This window comes from Desulfitobacterium hafniense DCB-2 (genome assembly GCF_000021925.1).
Lineage (GTDB): Bacteria > Bacillota > Desulfitobacteriia > Desulfitobacteriales > Desulfitobacteriaceae > Desulfitobacterium > Desulfitobacterium hafniense.
Window position 1 is genome coordinate 4,056,433 of sequence record NC_011830.1, and the last position, 18,904, is coordinate 4,075,336.

General features: G+C 49.1%; 19 protein-coding genes and 1 pseudogene. 2 read left to right on the top strand and 18 right to left on the bottom strand.

Annotation, left to right across the window (positions count from 1 at the left end; translation table 11 throughout):
- Nucleotides 1–199: 199 nt before the first annotated feature.
- The 12 genes from acpP to DHAF_RS19115 all read right to left on the bottom strand — a co-directional run bounded on the left by acpP (nt 200) and on the right by DHAF_RS19115 (nt 10,779).
- Nucleotides 200–427 carry an acyl carrier protein gene (gene acpP, locus DHAF_RS19065; RefSeq protein ID WP_005813415.1) on the bottom strand — a complete coding sequence of 76 codons (228 nt, stop codon included), beginning with the start codon at nt 425–427 and terminating at the stop codon, nt 200–202.
- Nucleotides 428–465: 38 nt separating this feature from the next.
- On the bottom strand, nt 466–1,209 hold the full coding sequence (gene fabG / locus DHAF_RS19070; RefSeq protein WP_015944814.1) for a 3-oxoacyl-[acyl-carrier-protein] reductase: 744 nt from the start codon (nt 1,207–1,209) through the stop codon (nt 466–468).
- A 5-nt stretch (nt 1,210–1,214) separates the two neighbouring features.
- The gene (gene fabD, locus DHAF_RS19075; RefSeq protein WP_015944815.1) at nt 1,215–2,156 is read right to left on the bottom strand and encodes an ACP S-malonyltransferase; all 942 of its coding nucleotides are present in this window, start codon (nt 2,154–2,156) and stop codon (nt 1,215–1,217) included.
- Between the two features lie 18 nt (nt 2,157–2,174).
- Complete coding sequence (fabK, locus tag DHAF_RS19080) at nt 2,175–3,122, bottom strand: enoyl-[acyl-carrier-protein] reductase FabK (protein WP_015944816.1); 948 nt, start codon at nt 3,120–3,122, stop codon at nt 2,175–2,177.
- 3 nt (nt 3,123–3,125) lie between these two features.
- Nucleotides 3,126–4,121, bottom strand: coding sequence for a beta-ketoacyl-ACP synthase III (locus DHAF_RS19085; RefSeq protein ID WP_015944817.1), 996 nt, complete (start codon nt 4,119–4,121; stop codon nt 3,126–3,128).
- A gap of 40 nt (nt 4,122–4,161) precedes the next feature.
- Nucleotides 4,162–5,166, bottom strand: a complete 1,005-nt coding sequence (gene plsX / locus DHAF_RS19090; RefSeq protein ID WP_015944818.1) for a phosphate acyltransferase PlsX — start codon at nt 5,164–5,166, stop codon at nt 4,162–4,164.
- 18 nt (nt 5,167–5,184) lie between these two features.
- Complete coding sequence (gene fapR, locus DHAF_RS19095; RefSeq protein ID WP_015944819.1) at nt 5,185–5,754, bottom strand: transcription factor FapR; 570 nt, start codon at nt 5,752–5,754, stop codon at nt 5,185–5,187.
- A gap of 291 nt (nt 5,755–6,045) precedes the next feature.
- Complete coding sequence (locus tag DHAF_RS19100) at nt 6,046–7,485, bottom strand: hypothetical protein (RefSeq protein WP_015944820.1); 1,440 nt, start codon at nt 7,483–7,485, stop codon at nt 6,046–6,048.
- A gap of 339 nt (nt 7,486–7,824) precedes the next feature.
- Nucleotides 7,825–8,004: a 50S ribosomal protein L32 gene (gene rpmF / locus DHAF_RS25365; protein WP_015944821.1), complete on the bottom strand. Its 180-nt coding sequence runs from the start codon at nt 8,002–8,004 to the stop codon at nt 7,825–7,827.
- A 30-nt stretch (nt 8,005–8,034) separates the two neighbouring features.
- The gene (locus DHAF_RS19105; protein WP_015944822.1) at nt 8,035–8,544 is read right to left on the bottom strand and encodes a YceD family protein; all 510 of its coding nucleotides are present in this window, start codon (nt 8,542–8,544) and stop codon (nt 8,035–8,037) included.
- Between the two features lie 65 nt (nt 8,545–8,609).
- On the bottom strand, nt 8,610–9,809 hold the full coding sequence (locus tag DHAF_RS19110) for an acetate kinase (protein WP_015944823.1): 1,200 nt from the start codon (nt 9,807–9,809) through the stop codon (nt 8,610–8,612).
- A 211-nt stretch (nt 9,810–10,020) separates the two neighbouring features.
- Entirely contained in the window at nt 10,021–10,779 is a 759-nt protein-coding gene (locus DHAF_RS19115) for a patatin family protein (RefSeq protein WP_041271995.1), read from the bottom strand.
- A gap of 81 nt (nt 10,780–10,860) precedes the next feature.
- On the opposite strand from DHAF_RS19115, the gene DHAF_RS19120 reads away from it, so the two are divergent.
- Nucleotides 10,861–12,015, top strand: coding sequence for a nucleoside recognition domain-containing protein (locus DHAF_RS19120; protein WP_015944825.1), 1,155 nt, complete (start codon nt 10,861–10,863; stop codon nt 12,013–12,015).
- Between the two features lie 207 nt (nt 12,016–12,222).
- Here DHAF_RS19120 and DHAF_RS19125 read toward each other — a convergent pair whose 3' ends face one another.
- Together DHAF_RS19125 and rsmD are read right to left on the bottom strand one after the other, a co-directional pair.
- The gene (locus DHAF_RS19125; protein ID WP_420794922.1) at nt 12,223–12,732 is read right to left on the bottom strand and encodes an ATPase; all 510 of its coding nucleotides are present in this window, start codon (nt 12,730–12,732) and stop codon (nt 12,223–12,225) included.
- Between the two features lie 20 nt (nt 12,733–12,752).
- The gene (rsmD, locus tag DHAF_RS19130; protein ID WP_015944827.1) at nt 12,753–13,295 is read right to left on the bottom strand and encodes a 16S rRNA (guanine(966)-N(2))-methyltransferase RsmD; all 543 of its coding nucleotides are present in this window, start codon (nt 13,293–13,295) and stop codon (nt 12,753–12,755) included.
- A 294-nt stretch (nt 13,296–13,589) separates the two neighbouring features.
- On the opposite strand from rsmD, the gene gpr reads away from it, so the two are divergent.
- A complete protein-coding gene (gene gpr / locus DHAF_RS19135) occupies nt 13,590–14,576 on the top strand; it encodes a GPR endopeptidase (RefSeq protein ID WP_015944828.1) in 987 nt (328 codons plus the stop codon).
- 138 nt (nt 14,577–14,714) lie between these two features.
- Here gpr and tnpA read toward each other — a convergent pair.
- The 4 genes and pseudogenes from tnpA to sdaAA form a co-directional block, all read right to left on the bottom strand.
- Nucleotides 14,715–15,179 (bottom strand): annotated as a pseudogene (tnpA, locus tag DHAF_RS19140) (IS200/IS605 family transposase); the annotation flags it as partial.
- Nucleotides 15,180–15,360: 181 nt separating this feature from the next.
- Entirely contained in the window at nt 15,361–15,483 is a 123-nt protein-coding gene (locus DHAF_RS19145; protein WP_005813383.1) for a small, acid-soluble spore protein, alpha/beta type, read from the bottom strand.
- A 139-nt stretch (nt 15,484–15,622) separates the two neighbouring features.
- Nucleotides 15,623–18,040: an ATP-dependent DNA helicase RecG gene (gene recG / locus DHAF_RS19150; RefSeq protein WP_015944830.1), complete on the bottom strand. Its 2,418-nt coding sequence runs from the start codon at nt 18,038–18,040 to the stop codon at nt 15,623–15,625.
- Nucleotides 18,037–18,900 (bottom strand): L-serine ammonia-lyase, iron-sulfur-dependent, subunit alpha, encoded by an 864-nt coding sequence (sdaAA, locus tag DHAF_RS19155; protein ID WP_015944831.1) that lies wholly within the window; start codon nt 18,898–18,900, stop codon nt 18,037–18,039. Before sdaAA ends, recG begins: the two co-directional genes overlap by 4 nt.
- Nucleotides 18,901–18,904: the final 4 nt, after the last annotated feature.

Sequence of the window (18,904 nt, forward strand, 5' to 3'; positions counted from 1 at the left end):
TTTCCACATAGTCGCTTCATTTCATTCCGTATATTAACCTTCTCAATGCCAAGGGCAAGGCTGTCCCCGGGACAGAAAATTAGGACCTGATACTAAAATCAGCTTCTGACTCACCCTTGGGAATTGGCAGGAAGAGAGCTTTAAAGAAAGTCCCGCAGTATTCTACGGGACTCTCTATGTACTTAGGGGACCTTGAGTCTTATTGGTTTTCCTTGATGTAATTTACTGCATCACCGACATTACGAATTTTCTCTGCATCCTCATCCGGAATATCGAGATCAAATTCTTCTTCAAGAGCCATAATAAGTTCAACGATATCCAGGGAATCCGCATTCAGATCTGCGAAGGTGGTTTCTAATGTAATTTCATCTTCTTCTACCCCAAGTTGATCCACTACGATTGATTTCACTTTGTCAAAAACGCTCATGCTGCCTGTTCACCTCCTCTCAAGGTTCGCTGAAACTATTACATAGCCATGCCGCCGTCTACGGCTAAAGTTTGCCCAGTGATGTAGGAAGCGGCCGGTGAAGCCAAAAAGACGACCGTCCTGGCTATATCCTCAGGCTGACCCATTCTGCCCAGAGGAATCTGGGTCATGACCTGCTCCCGGACCTCTTCTCCTAAGGATTCCGTCATATCTGTAGAAATATACCCCGGAGCCACTGCATTGACCCGGATGCCACGGGAGCCCAGCTCCTTGGCAATGGATTTGGTAAAGCCAATGATTCCCGCTTTGGCCGCTGAGTAATTTGCTTGTCCTGCATTGCCGGTAATACCGACCACAGAGGAGATATTGATAATCACTCCGGAGCGTTGCTTCATCATGGACTTGCTGACCGCCTTCGTGCATAAGAAAACCCCTTTGAGATTGGTATCCAGTACCGCATCCCAATCCGTTTCCTTCATACGCAGCAGCAGGGTGTCGCGGGTAATTCCGGCATTATTGACCAGAATATCGATCTTGCCATAGGTTTTAAGGGTGGTCTGAATCAGCCGTTCCACATCTTCAACCTGGCTGACATCAGCCTGAACTGCCAAAGCCTCTCCGCCCGCTTCCTGAATGAGGCTCAGAGTCTCTTCCGCCTTTTCCCCATGTCCGGCATAGTTCACCACCACTTTAGCCCCGGCACGGGCCAGTTCCAAGGCAATGGCACGTCCAATGCCGCGACTTCCTCCGGTGACAATGGCTACGCTATTATTCAGCAACATTTTATCTACTCTCCTTTAAATATGCAAGTAGCTTTTCCTAAAGAAGAAGAATCTTCTACATTAATCAGGGTCGCACCGGGAAGAATTTTCTTAACCAATCCTGTTAAAACCTTCCCCGGACCCAGCTCAATAAAGGTGTCAACCCCTTGCTCGCCCAAGAGGCGGATGGATTGCTCCCAAAGCACGGCCCCGCTGACTTGCCGCACCAGACTCTCCACAATCATGCTGCCTTCCCTGACTTCTTGGGCATCAATGTTGGCAATCACAGGAACATTGGGGTCCTGCCAAGCCACGGCTGCCAGCACCTGACGCAGCTCCTTGCCGGCTTCCGCCATCAAGGGAGAGTGAAAGGGGCCGCTGACTGCCAAGGGCAGGGCTCGCTTCGCCCCCAGCTCTTTAGCATAGTGGCAGGCTTTCTGCACGCCATCGGTCTCGCCGGAGATCACAACCTGCCCCGGAGAATTATAATTGGCCGGGCCAACGATCCAACCGCCTTCTTCCCGTGCTTGGCGGCAGGCTTCCTCCACCTTGGCATTCTCCAAGCCGAGAATGGCAGCCATGGCACCCTGGCCCTCGGGAACAGCCGCCTGCATCAGTTCTCCCCGGCGACGCACCACCCTTAAGGCTTCCTCAAGGGAAATACTCCCGGCCGCGGTATAGGCCGAATACTCACCCAGACTATGGCCGGCCAAGTAATCGGGGCGAATCCCGGCCTCCTGCAGTCCCCGCCAAGCCGCCATACTGGTCAACAAAATGGCGGGCTGAGTATAGGTGGTTTTTTTCAATTCCTCCTCCGGTCCTTCCAGGAGGATCCTTATCAATTCTTCCCCAAGAACACGCTGTCCAGTCGTCAGCACTTCCTGGCCCCAGCCGGTGGCAAAAAGTTCTTTACCCATGCCTACGTATTGGGAGCCCTGACCGGGGAAAATGCATGCTATTTTGGCCAAATCCGTTGCTCCTTTCCCCTATCTGCCGAAGCGCTGACTGAGCCGGGCCAGCTCCCGCTCAGCCCCTTGCATCACGTCCTGAATGATAACCGCCGCCGGTTCGATCTTCTGGACCGCTCCGGCGATTTGCCCGGACATCACGGAGCCATTTTGGGTATCTCCTTCCACCATGGCCAGACGCAGTTTGCCTGCACCCATTTTTTCCAGGACTTCCGGATCGGTTCCCTCTTTCTCCAGCTGCTCGAACTCCCTGGTCAGTTTATTGCCCAGGCAGCGGACAGGATGGCCTGTGGAGCGTCCCGTCACCACGGTGTCCCGATCCTTGGCCTTGAGGATCATTTCTTTAACCTTAGAGGAAATGGTGCACTCTTCAGCACACATGAAGCGGGTTCCCATTTGTACACCCTCTGCCCCTAAAGCCAGGGCTGCCACCATTCCCCGTCCATCATAAATCCCCCCGGCGGCAATCACAGGAATACTTACCGCATCCACCACCTGGGGCACCAAAGGCAAGGTGCTGATTTCACCGATATGGCCGCCGGATTCCATCCCTTCAGCGATCAGAGCGTCCACCCCGGCTTTTTCCAAACGTCTGGCCAAAGCCACCGAAGCCACTACCGGAATGATCTTCGTCCCCACCTCTTTGAGCATGGGGATGTATTTTCCCGGATTGCCCGCCCCTGTAGTAATGACGGGAACCCTTTCCTCCACAATCACTTGCATCACATCCTCGACAAAGGGAGACATGAGCATGACATTGACACCATAAGGTTTATTAGTTACCTTTTTAATCTTATGAATTTCCTGGCGCAGCCAATCCGCCGGAGCCTGGCCGGCGCCGATAATGCCTAAGCCTCCTGCTTCCGACACCGCGGCCGCCAGTTCACCGGTAGCAGTCCAAGCCATACCTCCTTGAAAAATAGGATACTCAATGCCGATGAGATCACAAAGTTTCGTTTTAATCATTCACTAAACCCCTCTCTTGGACCACTTCACAACAGCGGCTCCCCAGGTTAAGCCTCCGCCAAAGCCCACCATCACCATAATGTCTCCATAGTTTAAACGTCCGCTCCGTGCTGCTTCATCCAGGGCCACCGGGATGGAAGCCGCCGACATATTCCCATAGCGGTCCAGATTGACCACGACTTTCCCGGCATCAATCCCCAGCCGTTTGACTGCCGCATCCACAATGCGGGTGTTGGCCTGATGGGGAATAAGGCAATCCACATCTCCGATCCCTAAACCTGCCTTGTCCAGCGCTTTTAAGGCGGTCTCCCCCATAATGCGGACGGCGAATTTGAACACTTCACTGCCGGCCATCTGGATGGTGTGCATTTTCTTGGCCACGGTTTCTGCGGAAGCAGGGTGCATGGAGCCCCCTCCCGGCATGGTCAAAAGGCTGCCCCCCGCACCATCCATACCCAGGTCATAGCCCAGGAATCCGTACCCCTCTTCCACCGGCTGCAGAACTGCCGCACCGGCGCCGTCTCCAAACAGGATGCAGGTCCCCCGGTCTTCCCAGTTTAAGATCTTGCTTAAGGTTTCCCCGCCAATCACCAGGGCATTTTTATAGATACCGGTAGCGATGAATTGAGCCGCAGTGGCTACTCCGTATAAAAATCCCGTGCAGGCGGCCTGCAGGTCAAAACCGGCCGCCTTTTTGGCTCCCAGGCGTTCCGCCACCAGGCAAGCTGTGGCCGGAAAAACAAAATCAGGGGTTATGGTGGCGACAATCACTAAATCCAGCTCTTCCGGAGCGAGTTTGGCATCTTCTAAGGCCCGCAAAGCCGCCTGGTAGCAAAGCTCGGATACCGGAGTCTCAGGAGCTGCGATGTGCCGTTCCTTAATCCCCGTCCTGCTCACTATCCATTGATCATTGGTGTCCACCATCTGCTCCAGATCAAAATTCGTCAAAACCTTATCGGGTACATAGGAACCTGTGCCCACGATTCCAACACTAACCATGCTGCTTCCTTCTTTCTTAAGTACAGTAATCGATCACAGTCTACTCCTGTGCAGCGGTAAATCGCGGCAGCTCTTTTTTAATCTCCTCAATGAAACCGCTCTCCACACATTCTTTAGCGACGCGGATGGCATTAAATATGGCTTTCTCGTTGGAACTGCCATGGGAAATGATGCTGATGCCATTCACACCCAGCAGGGGGGCTCCCCCGTATTCCGCATAATCCATCATTTTGGCGATTTCTTTCAAGCCGGGTTTAATCGCCAGAGCCCCCAGTTTGCGCAGGGGTGTGGCGGTTATCTTCTCCTTAATCAGCTGGAATAAAGCTCCTGCCAGCCCTTCGGTGGTCTTGAGCACCACATTGCCTACAAACCCTTCACAGACCACCACATCCGCCGCCTGACCATAAGGTATGGCCCGGCCTTCCACATTGCCGATAAAGTTCAAGGGAGCCTTTTGGAGAAGGGGATAGGTGGCCTGAGTCAGTTCATTTCCTTTAGTTTCTTCTGTCCCGATATTTAAAAGCCCCACTTTGGGGTTTTGGATACCCAGGATGCTCTCGGCATAAATGCTTCCCATCATGGCATACTGGAGGAGATGTTCCGGTTTGGCATCGGGATTGGCCCCCACATCAAGGAGGAGCTTTCCTCCTTCTAAGGTGGGCAGCACGGTCACGATGGCCGGGCGGTCAATCCCCTTGATCCGGCCTAAACCAAGCAAGGAGGCAGCCATTTGGGCCCCAGTGCTTCCCGCGCTGACCAGGGCGTCCGCTTCTCCTTCTTTCACCAAACGGGTGGCCACCACGATGGAGGAATCCTTTTTCCTGCGCACGGCCTGAGCCGGATGCTCATCCATCTCCACCACCTCAGTGGCTTCTTTGATGCGCACCCTGGCCGGCACTTCACCCTGAGGCAGAAATTCTTTGATACGCTCCGGCTGCCCGACCAAAATGACCTCTATATCAAACTGTTCAATACTGCGCAATGCTCCTTTGACGATCTCGGCCGGGGCATGATCCCCTCCCATGGCGTCTACAGCGATTCTCATCACATTAACTCCCCCTTCTTACACTTCCAAGGGCTTTTCCACGGCAAACACTACCCAGGTCCCGGTCAAAACAAGATCCTGGTTGACATGGGCTGTAATCTCCACCCAGTATTTATTCCCTTTGCGGCGCAGGACTTTTCCTTCAGCCAAGACTGTTTCTCCATAACGGACCGGACGCAGGAACTTCATATCCACGCTCCCTGTGAGCACGATCTCCGCATCCACCAGGGCAATGGCCAGAGAATTGGCCTGAGCGAACAGATGATGTCCCCGGGTGACCCGTGCTTTGCTTAAAACCATGGATTCTTCGATCTTGAGCAGGGTGGAGCCTGATTCCCCAATATGGAGGCCCCGGAGCTCCCCAACCAGCTCAGCTTCACCTAACGACTTCAAGGTGTCATAAGCTTCATGAGCCACAGCCTTGGTCCGTTCCCGCAGCTCAGGAATACTGAGCTCCGTCCGATCCAAGCGAATGGTGGAGACGCTTACCCCAAAATGCCTGGCCAGCTCTTCATCTGTCGAAAATGGATTCTTGTCAATTTCCTCTCGTAACGCTTGATGGCGTTCATGTTTATGATGTCTTGTCATAATACCACCAACTTTGCTTATTTTACGACCTGGTACTAATATTATAGATCAGGATGATTCTGATGACAAGGAGTAAGCCCTCTGTGAATCAGGATCCTTTAAAATTTAGGAGAAAACGACAGAAAATGCAAAAAAGCACAGTCAAACGACTATGCCTTAAAATCCAATTTGGAGAACATCGCCCTCTGTGCCTGCACCTCTTTTCTAAGGGAGCATACAATCTTAGACAGAAACCAATGATGGATTATACGTTCTGCCCCCGCTCAATCTCTCTTACTGATAGTTAAGATATCATACTTGCAAACGTAGAACATTTGCAACTTTCAATGCCATCTCAGTATCCTTTAATAATTCCTCAAGCGCTATAACCAAGGCCAAAAGTGGCACAGATACGCCATCATAATCATTATATCCGATTGGATGTGTTTGGGCTTTTATTCTTTTCAGATACTCCTTTAAATCGTCAATAGTACGAATTCTGTCTACCAAAACCGCTTCTTTTTTTACCTCAGCCGCATTGGGTTTTATATCGTTGTAATTGACATCTATGTAAGAAATGCCCAGCATCTCCGGCTTCCCATTTCTTTTGAGCCATCTGAAGAAGCCAATGACATGTGTTTCGCCGAATTTCTCAATTCTTTGGCGCTTCTGTTTTCTTGGACATTTGAAGCCGGTTTCTTCCCACAATTCTCGCTGCATTGCATAGGTTATGGTCTTTCTAAAGTCATCTCCACAAATATCATCATAATCGCACGAGCCACTTCCAGAAGGGACGATAAGCTGCCCACTTGACTGAGCTCTGTCAGATTGGATTAATTGAAAAATATAATTATCTCTCGTAATAGCAATTGTTGATACGCCAAACTCATTATTTAACAGAGTGTTTCTATAAGCTCTCAAAGTATCACTTTCACTAATGTCCGCCTTATTATATTTATCACCTTTTTTTGAATAAGGTCGCATTTGGCTGAACGCTTCTGATGCATATGCTATACTTTTCTTATCACCATTCTTATCACGTAAACGGTGCTCATATATATTGTTTGTTAGATAGGAATCGTAGTAGCCTCCTTTTGAACAATTTATCTTCAGTACGTGAGCATCGCTATTCAGGCTGAAGCCATCAGCCATACATAATTTATCTTCATTATAAAAAGCTTTACCATTTTTAAATGCTTCTGTCGCCTTATGTATAAGATAACGAGACAGAGTATCCCAATGTCCTTTAATGAGCCTAGTGATTTGCTCTTTTTTTACAGAATCATCTTTTTGATCTTCTAATTTCAATGTATAAGACGTATCGCAAAGATATTTATTTAATTCATGTGACATAAATATCCAATCTATATCTTTCTTGCCTTCGCTATTTTCGCTAAGGATTAATTCTTCTCGAGTGAATTCCACAGTTCCTTTATCAGATGAAAATTCAGATTCACACTGTATGATTTTTGTTATATCAAATGCATTCGTTCTTTTGAGTTCATACTTAGAATATTTTCCATATTTAATTATGTTCAATATTAGACCAATAAAAAAGATTACCGCACCTAAAACACTACAAACGAGCTGCGTGCTGATAATAGCTACTGGCAGTCCTATTATTAGCATTATAAAACCAACTATTTCTAAAATTATATCTGCAAAACGCAAAAGTGATTGAAAAGATGCTTTCTTAAAAACATAAAAAGCAAAATCCCGCCTTGTTCGAATTTTGTCACTTATAATTTTCATTAAGCCGCCTAACCTCCCGATACTCCAATAAATCGGAAATCTCTTCCATGGGGCTCGTCGTCAAAAGAATCATCACATCTCAATAAAAAACGGCTCAAACGAAGAATAAACCGTTCAAACCGTTGCTATAATTGTATTGGTGCGAGTGGTCGGAGTCGATCCGACACGTCCGTTAAGATAATGATTTTTGGGGAGCTATCCATGCTTGCTAAGATCAAGTTTACCAGTGAAATGCAGTAATTGCAAGAATTTTATGATTTCAGCATTGGGGATAAAAGGGCTAATTTAGGGGTACTTTGAAATAAAAAAAGAAGCCCTTCCGGCTTCTTTCTCTTGACCTTATTCACCCATGGAAATAACTTCTTTGGCTTTATAATAACCGCAGCTTGGGCAAACATGATGAGACAGTTTTGGTTTATGGCATTGGGGGCATTCGATGTGGTTTGGTGCAGTTAACTTCCACATAGCCCGGCGTTTACGTACTCTGGATTTGGATTGGCGATGTTGAGCAACACCCATTGATTACACCCCCTTTAAACTTTCGAATAATCAATCTTCACGAGGCCAGTTGGCCAAGGCTGCAAAACGTGGATCAATCTTGTCTTGGCTACACTCACAAGATTTTTCATTAAGATTCACACCGCAAACAGGACACAACCCTTTGCACTCAGAAGAACAGATAAACCTCATTGGCAAAGCCAACACGATTTGCTCAAGAATACGCTCGGTGAGATCGATCTCATCCTTATGGAACACCAGCGCCGTCTCCAATTGCTCTTCTGTAGCTTGAGGAGCAAAGACCCATTCATCCTCATAATCCTGATGGATCTGATAGTGAAAAGGTTCGAGACAGAGACCGCACTGAGCTTTAAGCTCAGTCTCAATCGACCCATTAACAATCAAGGATTTTCCCGTGTTGTTCACCTGAAGTTGAACGTGTACAGGAGCGACAAAATCTACCCCCTCAAGTTCAGACTCAAAGGCCGAAAAATCTTCCTTTAAATCAAAATGAGCAGTTCCATTTTCATCACGGCGAATTTGAGCGACATTAATATGCACAATGACCACTCCAATACACAACCATTATTATAGTTTGCTGGATTTTCTTTGTCAAGGAAAACTCCTTAACCCTTCTGAATAATATCCAAAGTATCCAGGGCAATCATCAACTCTTCATTGGTAGGAATGACGAGGACCCGGCAGGTTGCCTCAGGAGCTGAAATATCAGCTTCCTTACCGCGGACCTTATTCTTTTCCAGATCCAGTTTGGCACCGAGGTATTGCAGGCCATCAACAACCGCTTCCCGCATCTCCGCAGAGTTTTCCCCTAAACCGGCCGTAAAGATAATGGCATCGGCACCGTTTAAGACGGCTGCATAGGAGCCGATATATTTTTTCACATCATGAGAAAAGACATCCAGAGCCAAAGCGGCGCGATAGTTTCCTTGATCACGGGCTTGTTCGATATCCCTGAAGTCACTGCTCACTCCGGAAAGCCCCAGCACTCCGCATTTTTTATTGAGAAAATCATTGACTTCATCGGAAGACAGGTTTTCTTTTTGTTGAATGAAGGAGACAATGGCCGGATCCAAATCCCCGGAGCGGGTTCCCATCATTAATCCTTCCAAAGGGGTAAAGCCCATGGAGGTTTCAATGGATTTGCCATCTTTAATCGCCGTAATCGAGGAGCCATTGCCTAAATGACAACTGATCAGCTTCAATCCTTCAGCAGGACGATTGAGCAGCTTAGCGGCCCGTTGACTCACATATTTATGCGAAGTCCCATGAAAACCATATTTACGGATTTTGTATTTCTCATAAAATTCATAGGGCAATCCATAAAGGTAGGCATGGGGGGGCATGGTTTGGTGAAAGGCAGTATCGAAAACAGCTACTTGAGGCACTCCCGGCATTAATTTTTGACAAGCCTCAATTCCGGCAATATTGGGGGGGTTGTGAAGAGGCGCTAATTCGATGCATTCTTCGATGGCTTGCATGACTTCATCCGTGATCAATACGGAACTGGCAAATTTCTCGCCGCCATGAACCACACGGTGACCCACCGACCCGATTTCCTCAAGGCTTTTCACTACGCCATATTCAGGATTCACTAGGGCATCCAGAACCAATTGGATAGCTACCGTATGATTAGGAATTTCCGCCGTAATAATTTCTTTTTCACCATCAGCCGGGCGGTGTGTCAGCACGGCGCCCGGAAGTCCGATCCGCTCCACTAGACCCTTGGCTATCGGTGTTTGTGTGTCCATATCCAATAATTGATATTTCAGCGAGGAACTTCCACAGTTAATCACAAGAATCTTCACTATTGATTACCCCCTATTTTTCTTTTCCACCCATTTTCTTTCTGTCTTTGTCTCTTTTAAGCAAAGGTTCTTCTGCTTCATTTTGCCCCAAAAGCGACTTTTTCTTTGATACTTTTAAAAAATAACACAAAATTTCGTGTGAATCTCTCTTTCTGTCTCACACGATAAAACACCTTAATAAGTTTAACATAATTTGTTTGCATTTCAAGAGTCAATAGAAATTACGAACAATTTCAGAAATTTGTGACTTTGCTGCAGTTCTTCCTAAGGCGATGGCCTCCTCCGCCAAATCAAATTGCAGGACTCCTATATGACCGACTTCAGGCTGAATCAATACATCAGCCTTTTCTTTCTGGGTGCAAAAAACCTCTTCTTCCAGGATCTCCAGAGCCTGCAGCATGACATCCATGGCCGTATTAAGCTTTGTGGAAAGCCCCTTTTTCACATCCACTGCCAATACTTTCTCCGCTCCAATATCCTTAGCCACTTGGATGGGCAGACGGTTTTTGACAGCTCCATCCACAAAAAGCCGGCCTTGATAGCGGTATGGTTTGAAGATGCCGGGAATGGAGATGCTGGCCCGCACGGCATGAGCCACACTGCCTTCCCGGAATACAACTCTTTCCCCTGTTTCCAGATCGGTGGCGACAACGGCTAAGGGAATCTTCAATTCGGCGAAGGTCAGATCCCTCGTCAAAAGGCGCATGGCCTCAAGGACTTTTTCCCCTTTGACCAGGCCATCCCGGGAGACGGCAAGATCCCAAAGCCTCTTGCTAAATCCCTGGTAGGTAATAAGCCGCTCCAAGCGGTAGAGATCCATCCCCGCTGCCCAAAGGGCACCAAATACGGCACCAATACTGCACCCCACGATACAATCCACCTTGATGGATTCCTCTTCCAACACCTGCAAGAAACCCAGGTGGGCCAGCCCCCGTGCTCCCCCTGCTCCCAAAACCAAGCCTCTCTCCATCATCACAACCCCCTGTGATCAAAAATCCTTCTAAGGAGCCCCCTTTCTCCATATATATTTATGTGGAAGGGCGGGTGAGATATGGCTTCTATTCTTCGTGTTATCCCCTTTTTTCTTTTGGCCATAGGAATGTTCTATTATCCCCAGGAGGTGGTACGTTCGGCAGCCGACGGTCTGTCTTTGTGGTGGAATTATGTGGTTCCTGCCCTGCTGCCGTTCTTTATTCTTTCTGAGCTTCTTCTTGCCTCCGGCTTTGTTCATTTCCTAGGTGTGCTGATGGAACCTTTAATGCGTCCGGTATTCCGTTTACCCGGCCAGGCTTCCTTTGTGGTAGCCATGAGCCTTACCTCAGGAATTCCCATTGGCGCGATCCTTACCACACGGCTTTGCCAGGAAAATGCTCTCTCTCAAATAGAAGGGGAGCGGCTCCTGACCTTTACCTGCAATCCCAGCCCCGGCTTCATGTTTGGAGCCGTGGCCTCCAGCATGCTCCTCAAGCCGGAATTAGGCATCGTCCTGGTAGGCTCCGTTTACTTAGGCAACATCTTAGTGGGGATACTTTTTCGCTTTTATGGGGGTCGGGGAACATCCTCCTCCCCTGCTCCCACCTCCCTCGGCCGGGCTGTTCAAGCGCTGAGAAAAGCTCAGGGTCAGGACCCGCGGCCTTTTGGCCAAATGTTCGGGGATGCTGTACGGCAAAGCGTTAACACCATCCTGGTGGTGGGAGGCTTTATTGTCTTTTTCTCTGTGCTGGTGAATATGCTGGAAACCTATCACATCACCGGTGGCATCGGCACTCTGATTCACGGGCTGTCCGGCGGCTTGGTCAGCGGCCAGGAAGTCTCGGCGTTGGTGAACGGCACCTTGGAAGCAACCTTAGGCTGCCGTTCGATCATCGACTCTTTTTCCAGCCTTAATCTTACGATCGGGCTGCTTGCCGGGGTTTTGGGATGGGGAGGGCTATCCGCCTTTGCTCAGGTCGCCAGTTTTACCGGCTCTGCGAATTTACGCTTCCTGCCCTTTGTCATCGGCAGGATCCTGCACTCCATCTTTGCTTTCCTTTTAAGCCAGCTCTTCTTAACCCTGATTAAGATTCCTGTCTTTGACCTGCACCTCGCCCCCGGTCCCTTTGGGTTCATGGAGACCTGGCAGATGAGCTCCTGGATCTTCTGCGGGATAATGCTGTGTTTCCTGCTGCTCAGTCTGGGAGTCCGAGTCTTTTATTCATCGAAATAGGTTCTTATTTCCATCATACCATACTTGTAACAAAATGCACATACTCTATTCTGAAAAAGGCCCGAAAGGCTCTCCATGATTTTGCTTTGGGCATTCACTCCTGAAGCAAAATCTGGGGCCATCTTTCGGGTCTAAGCAGTTGAGATGAAAAATAAGTTAATCAGGCTTCAGAAACAAGTGAGATAGTTCCACCGGAACCAGCGGGAATCAAGACTCTCCCTGCGCCGGGTTTCCTTTATCGCCGGGCTTTTCCCTCTGATCCCGTTTAGCCAGACTCCGCAGTTCCTCCCGGTTGCGACGGACAGCCTGCAAGGTCTCGGCCACATTCTGCTCTACTTGAAGGAGCATTTCATCGGTATACTGGATAGCACCCAGTTTAACCTCTTTAGCATAAGCCTGGGCCTGACGGGCAATATCCTCTGCATAGCCTTGAGCTTGTTTGACAATTTCGCTCTCTTCGGCCATTTTCTCTATATAAGTTTTTCCACGCTCCAGCAACCGTTCCGCTTCCGTATGGGCCTCGTCCATAATCTTTTGTCTTTCCGACAAGACCCATTTGGCATTCTGAAGCTCCTCAGGGAGAGCTGCTCTTATCCGGTCAAGCAAATCAAAAACCACATGATCATCCACTAATACTTTTCCGGTCATCGGAATCTTGGTTCCCCGATCCACGATTTCTTCTAATTCATCAAGCAAAGCCATAACATCATTTTCCAAGGCTATCCTCTCCAATCTGTTCATTCCGTTCTTTGCAAATACCAGATCTTTGTATCTCCATATTCCCCGGTTTTTTTAATTTCAAAGGGATCGTAACTCTCCAGGTTTTCATCCTTGGCCGTTTCGGCGATAATCACGCCTGAGTCAGTAAGCCGGCAAGGAGCCGCCAGCAGCTTCAAGGATTTCTCCACCAAACCCTGATGGTAGGGCGGGTCAATAAAAATCAAATCAAAGCGCTCTTCTCTATGCTGTTCAAGATAAGCAAAGGCATCCATCCCTATGAGTCGGGCCTGTTCTATTCCCATATGGTCAATATTCTCACGAATAATCTGCTGCGCCGTCCGGCTTTTTTCAATAAGTACCGCTTCTTTCGCCCCCCGTGACAAAGCTTCCAGAGCTAAATTTCCCGTACCGGCAAACAAATCCAAAACCCGGGCACCCGGGGTTTTTTCCTGCAGCACATTGAAAATGGCACCTTTAATCTTGTCCGCTGTGGGCCGGGTGTTCATCCCGGGAACAGCTTTCAGACGCTGCCCGCGGTAATCTCCGGCAATAATCCGCATATCATTTCACGACCTTTGAGTGGGGTTATCCAGAAACTATCACTTTATATAATTAATTTCAGCATAAGTATAACACAATCTTCTAAATTCTTCCCTAAAAAATATTGAATAAAAGCATTTTTGCTGTAAATACTAAAACTGGTCGTCGAGATTTTCAATCTCCGAGACCTTCCCCCATCCAGTTCTTCCTTTCGTTTTCTCCTCTCTGGTCACTGGTCGCGAGGGCCAGTGATTTTTTTTCACTATCAAAATGGAGAAGATTTTTTTGGCAGTTAGCATAAGGAGGGTTATATTTTGAAAAAAGCAGATCTATTCCGCAATTTTAATGTAACTATCGATCTGGCCGTTGAAGCCCATGAATTATTGAGGGGAGATGCAGACACCGAGGTCCCTGGCGTCAGCATGGAAGAAGAAGACTTTGAACATGCCACAGTAACCACGATTAAAATTTTGAATGAACAAGGGGTTCAGGAAATGGGACGGCCCCAAGGTACTTATATCACCATCGATGTCCCGGAAGTTCATGATAACAATTACTTAATCCACCAGGAGATTACCAAAACTCTTTCTGACAAGCTTTCCAAGCTGATGAACTTGCCTGAAGACGCCAGCATCCTTTTGGTTGGGTTAGGCAATTGGAATGCCACCCCCGATGCTTTGGGGCCTCAGGTCATTGACAAAAGCCTTGTCACGCGTCACTTATTTAATTATACACCCGCGGAGCTCCAAGGCAAACTGCGCAAAGTCAGCGCGATAGCTCCCGGAGTTCTCGGCATCACCGGCATCGAAACGGCGGAAATCATTCGCGGCATCGTGGAACATGTCAAGCCCGATCTGGTGATCGCCATCGACGCTTTAGCAGCCGGTTCCCTGGAACGGATCGGGACCAGCATTCAAATCTCCGATACAGGAATTTCACCGGGAGCCGGTGTAGGAAACCACCGCACGGGAATCAACGAAGAGACTTTAGGCTGCCGGGTCATTGCCATCGGTCTTCCTACGGTCATGAATGCCGCCATTATCGCCAATAATTGCCTGGAATCCCTTTTGGATGAATTAAAGAGCAGTCCCTCCCTTTACCGCCTATACAAGGAATTCAGTCCCAAAGTCTTTGAGCAGATTCTTAATAAGGCTTTATATCCTTATCACAACAATCTCATGGTCACACCTAAAGAAATTGATTCCCTGATTGAGACCACCGCCCGCATTATCGCCGGAGCCCTGGGCATGAGTCTCCATCCCGGGATCAGTGTGGAAGAGTATCAGATGTATATGCAATAATCATGACCACCCGCTCAGCGGGTGGTTTGCTCTAGCCCTATAAGGGCAGGGTACAGGCTGAGCCTTAAGGCTCACTGAAAGTTCCGCCAACCGCACTCTGTCCCGTGCTACCCCTAAAGGGGTTGGGGGGCTATTTTTTTTCTTCTCTACCGTCTCTCCTGTAAATGGATCTATAAATTCCTTGATACTTAGTTGATCGGCTGCAATGTCTTCCTGCAACTGCTTTCGGATATACTGTTCTATCGCTTTTTTATTCCTCCCTACTGTATCAACGTAGTAGCCTCTGCACCAGAAATGCCGGTTACCATACTTATACTTTAAATTGGCATGTCGATCGAAGATCATCAGTGAGCTCTTCCCCTTCAGATATCCCATAAATGCCGATACACTTAATTTTGGAGGGATCGACACTAGCATATGGATGTGATCTGCACACGCATTGGCTTCAATGATTTCTACTTTCTTATAATCGCACAACGTTCTTATTATCTTTCCTATATCCTTTTTGATTTTTCCATAGATGATTTGTCTTCGATACTTTGGGGCAAATACAATATGATATTTACAGTTCCATCGAGTATGTGCTAAACTTTCTGTATCCATTGGGATATCTACCTCCTCTTTGTCTAGTGCGGTTGGCGAAACCTGCACTATTCTATCAAAGGGGGGTAGCTTTTTCTACTCATAGCTAAAGCTTCTTGGAACCACCTGCATAGCAGGTGGTTTTCTTTTATACAACAAGAAGAGAGCGATGACCTCGCTCTCTTTTGGCTGAATCCACAGATTAGGTATTCGGGAACTTCTTGTGCTTACGATTTGCGATGCCGATTTCCTGAGCCACTTCATACTTGAATTGCTCTAAAGCAGCACTGAGTACAGGTTGGTTCGTTTGTTTGGTATCTGCCATGCGTAAGCCCTCCTCTTTCTTTCCCTAATTTTTTACGGCAGACCTGCATCGCTGCCTTTCATTCTTTTACTCCACTTCACTTTTATTATCGTCTAAGACGGTCATAAACATTCCCGACAATAGCTGGTGAAGTTGGAATTTAATGAAGGCCAATGTTTTCTAAAGAAAAAAACTGATCACATTCTTGCCATACTCCGGGATAACGGTCAGGATGGGTGAGAACTTTTTGAGCCAATTGATAGGCTTGCTCCACGAGACGGCCATCCCGGGATAAGTCGGCCAGACGCAATTCCATCACCCCATGCTGTCTGGTCCCCAGCAATTCCCCGGCTCCTCGGATCTTTAAGTCTTCCTCAGCAATCTTAAAACCATCCTGAGTCTCACAAAGGACTTCCAGGCGGCGGCTGTTTTTGGCATCGGACAAGAGGAAACAATAGGACTGCTCACTACCCCTGCCTACTCTGCCCCTGAGCTGGTGCAACTGGGCCAGGCCAAAACGTTCCGCTCCCTCGATAACCATCACGGTGGCATTGGGGACATTGACTCCTACCTCCACCACCGTGGTAGAGACCAGGATATCCACTTCCCCTTTCTGGAAGGCGGTCATGATCTCTTCTTTTTGAACCCCTTTCATGCGGCCGTGGAGAAGGCTTACCCGACGGTTAGGAAACCGCTCCAGCAGGGATTGAAAACGCTCCGTGGCTGAGATCAGATCCACATTTTCCGATTCTTCCACCAGCGGGCAGACCACATAGATTTGCCGGCCTTTTTCCATCTGCTCTTCCATGAATTTTTCCAGGCTGGGCCGGCCCCGTTCCGTCAGCTTTCGCGTCATGATGGGCTTGCGGCCCTGAGGCATTTCATCCAAAGCGGAAAGCTGGAGATCGCCATAAAGAGTCAGAGCCAGTGTCCGGGGGATAGGAGTGGCGGTAAGAACCAGGACATGGGGGTTTTCCCCTTTGGTCTGGAGAGAGGTTCTTTGTTTGACCCCAAAACGATGCTGCTCATCAGTGATGGCTAATCCCAGGGAGTGAAACTGCACACTTTCTTGGATTAAAGCATGGGTTCCGACGATGACATGGGCTTTTCCGTAAGCGATCTCGGTAAGAATCTTATCCCTTTCGCTTTTGGTCTGGCTGCCCAAAAGGCAAACGACATGCAGCCCCAGGGGCTTAAAAGCGGCCGCCAAGGATTGGTAATGCTGCAAAGCCAAGATCTCGGTGGGAGCCATCATGGCCCCCTGATAGCCTGAGCCCACAGCCATCAGCAAAGCGGCCATAGCCACTGCGGTCTTGCCTGAGCCCACATCCCCCTGGACCAGACGGGCCATACCTTGAGTATTGGCCATATCCCGGAAGATTTCCTGAATCACCCGCTTTTGGGCCTGAGTCAGTTCAAAAGGCAGGCTCGCTAAAAACCGCTGAACCAGGCTCTCCCCGCTCTTAAGCTGAGGGCTGTTTTCCCTTTGTACTCCGGATCTTAAACGGGCAACAGACAATTGCAGAAAGAGCACTTCTTCAAAGACCAAGCGTTCACGGGCTTGACCCAAACTGTGGAAGGTCCGGGGAAAATGAATCTCTTGATAAGCCTGGGCACGAGGAACCCATCCCTTTCCTTCCTCAGGAGGCAGAAACTCGGGAAACAGCTCGGGAGCCTGACCCAAAACTCCCTGCACAATGGTTCGTATCACTTTGGAGGAAAGACGGGCTGTTTCCGAGTAGACCGGCAGGATGGCTGCCGGCTGTGCTGCTCCTGCCTTTTGAATATCGGTGGCCTGGATTTCCGGCACCCGCTGCTGCCACCTGACCTTTCCCGTCACAATGACGGAGGTTCCTACAGGGTATTGCTTGAGGATATAGGTTTGGTTAAACCAGACTGCGTAGACTAAGCGGCCATCCTGCTCGATGCTGAGCTTAACCACCTTCAGCTTCCCTCTGGCTATTTGCCCGGCCACTACTTTTCCGGCCACAGAGGCTAATTCTCCATCTTTAAGTTCGCCAATGGATTGCAGACTTCTGTCTTCATAACGACGGGGAAAATAGAAGAAGAGATCCTTGACTGTATGTAAACCGATCTGAGCCAGAAGCTTCGCCCGTTCCGGTCCCACCCCTTTAAGGAACTGCAGGGAGCGGGACGGGGAAGGCTTGGCGGTTCTTTCTTTTTTGTCGGGGTCGGATTTTTCGGAGACAGGAAGGGTATCCGATGGCTGAGGAGGTTCTTTTTCCGGCAAGGACCGGTTTTCTGGCTGGACAGAAGCCTGACCTTGGCTCCCCGCTTCCTGATGTGCTTCCAGCTCCTGATGCTCTTCGATAAAACGACGGAGATGGGCCAGAGCCTGGCGGCGCTGTAGAGGGCTCCAGTCTTTGTAATGGCCGGTAATATCCTTCAGTACCTTAAAGTCTTCATTCTTCTCCAATTGCTCCAGGCGGCTGAGAATTCCTTTTAAAAAGAGATGAAACCCGCCGATGACGCCTGTGTTGCAGCAGCCTTGCTTTTCTTCCGCAGCAATAGCTCGTTGGAGATGATTCAATACTATTTTTCCTTGGTTGCCGATCATAAGAATTCCGCCTGAATTCTCTGCCCGGTTGGGGTAATGGCTAATCCTCCCTGAGCCGTTTCCCGAAGCGAGCAGGGCATACTTTTGCCGATTTCGTTCATGGCATCAATGACTTCGTCTAAAGGAATCGCACTTTCTATCCCGGATAAAGCCATCTCCGCCGCCGCAAGAGCCACAGTGGCTGCGGTGGCATTGCGTTTGACACAGGGAACTTCCACAAGACCGGCTACAGGGTCACAAACCAACCCCAAGAAGGATTTCATCGCTATGGCTGCAGCATGGATACAAGCTTGGGGACTCCCACCTGCCAATTCCGCCGCTGCTGCCGCGGCCATTCCCGCAGCAGAGCCGATCTCAGCCTGGCACCCTCCCTCCGCTCCCGAGACATTGGCCCGATCGGCTATGATCATGCCGATTCCCGCAGCACAAAAGAGGGCGGTCATCATGTCTTCCTCAGAAGAGCCAAGGGCCTCCTCAGCAGTCAGCAATACCGCCGGCAGGACCCCACAGGACCCAGCCGTAGGAGCTGCCACGATTTTACCCATACTGGCGTTGACTTCTACCACGGCCAAAGCTCTGGCAATCGCTCCGCTGACCCGCTCCCCGATCAAGCTCTTCCCGGAACGGCGCAAAGTTTCTACTTTGAGGGCTTCTCCGCCCACCAACCCTGATAAGGATTTCCTTTCTCCCCTCAGCCCGCTTTGAACAGCTTCCCTCATCACCTGAAGATTGGCGGCCATTCTTGTTCTTAACTCATCCTGGCTTTTCTCTGCTTCTTCAGCCTGCTCCTTCAAGACGATTTCGCCAAACCTTTTTCCTTTTTCTTCAGCCAGGGCCAGATAATCCATGGTGGAACGCATGAAC

Bases quoted from the DNA above. Each gene is read 5' to 3' on its own strand.
- rsmD (WP_015944827.1), bottom strand. From the start codon at position 13,295: ATGCGGATTATTGCCGGAGATTACCGCGGGCAGCGTCTGAAAGCTGTT.
- rpmF (WP_015944821.1), bottom strand. From the start codon at position 8,004: ATGGGTGTTGCTCAACATCGCCAATCCAAATCCAGAGTACGTAAACGC.
- DHAF_RS19120 (WP_015944825.1), top strand. From the start codon at position 10,861: ATGGCTTCTATTCTTCGTGTTATCCCCTTTTTTCTTTTGGCCATAGGA.
- DHAF_RS19145 (WP_005813383.1), bottom strand. From the start codon at position 15,483: ATGGCAGATACCAAACAAACGAACCAACCTGTACTCAGTGCTGCTTTA.
- DHAF_RS19085 (WP_015944817.1), bottom strand. From the start codon at position 4,121: ATGGTTAGTGTTGGAATCGTGGGCACAGGTTCCTATGTACCCGATAAG.
- recG (WP_015944830.1), bottom strand. From the start codon at position 18,040: ATGATCGGCAACCAAGGAAAAATAGTATTGAATCATCTCCAACGAGCT.
- sdaAA (WP_015944831.1), bottom strand. From the start codon at position 18,900: ATGCGTTCCACCATGGATTATCTGGCCCTGGCTGAAGAAAAAGGAAAA.
- DHAF_RS19115 (WP_041271995.1), bottom strand. From the start codon at position 10,779: ATGGAGAGAGGCTTGGTTTTGGGAGCAGGGGGAGCACGGGGGCTGGCC.
- fabG (WP_015944814.1), bottom strand. From the start codon at position 1,209: ATGTTGCTGAATAATAGCGTAGCCATTGTCACCGGAGGAAGTCGCGGC.
- fabK (WP_015944816.1), bottom strand. From the start codon at position 3,122: ATGATTAAAACGAAACTTTGTGATCTCATCGGCATTGAGTATCCTATT.
- DHAF_RS19100 (WP_015944820.1), bottom strand. From the start codon at position 7,485: ATGAAAATTATAAGTGACAAAATTCGAACAAGGCGGGATTTTGCTTTT.
- plsX (WP_015944818.1), bottom strand. From the start codon at position 5,166: ATGAGAATCGCTGTAGACGCCATGGGAGGGGATCATGCCCCGGCCGAG.
- acpP (WP_005813415.1), bottom strand. From the start codon at position 427: ATGAGCGTTTTTGACAAAGTGAAATCAATCGTAGTGGATCAACTTGGG.
- fapR (WP_015944819.1), bottom strand. From the start codon at position 5,754: ATGACAAGACATCATAAACATGAACGCCATCAAGCGTTACGAGAGGAA.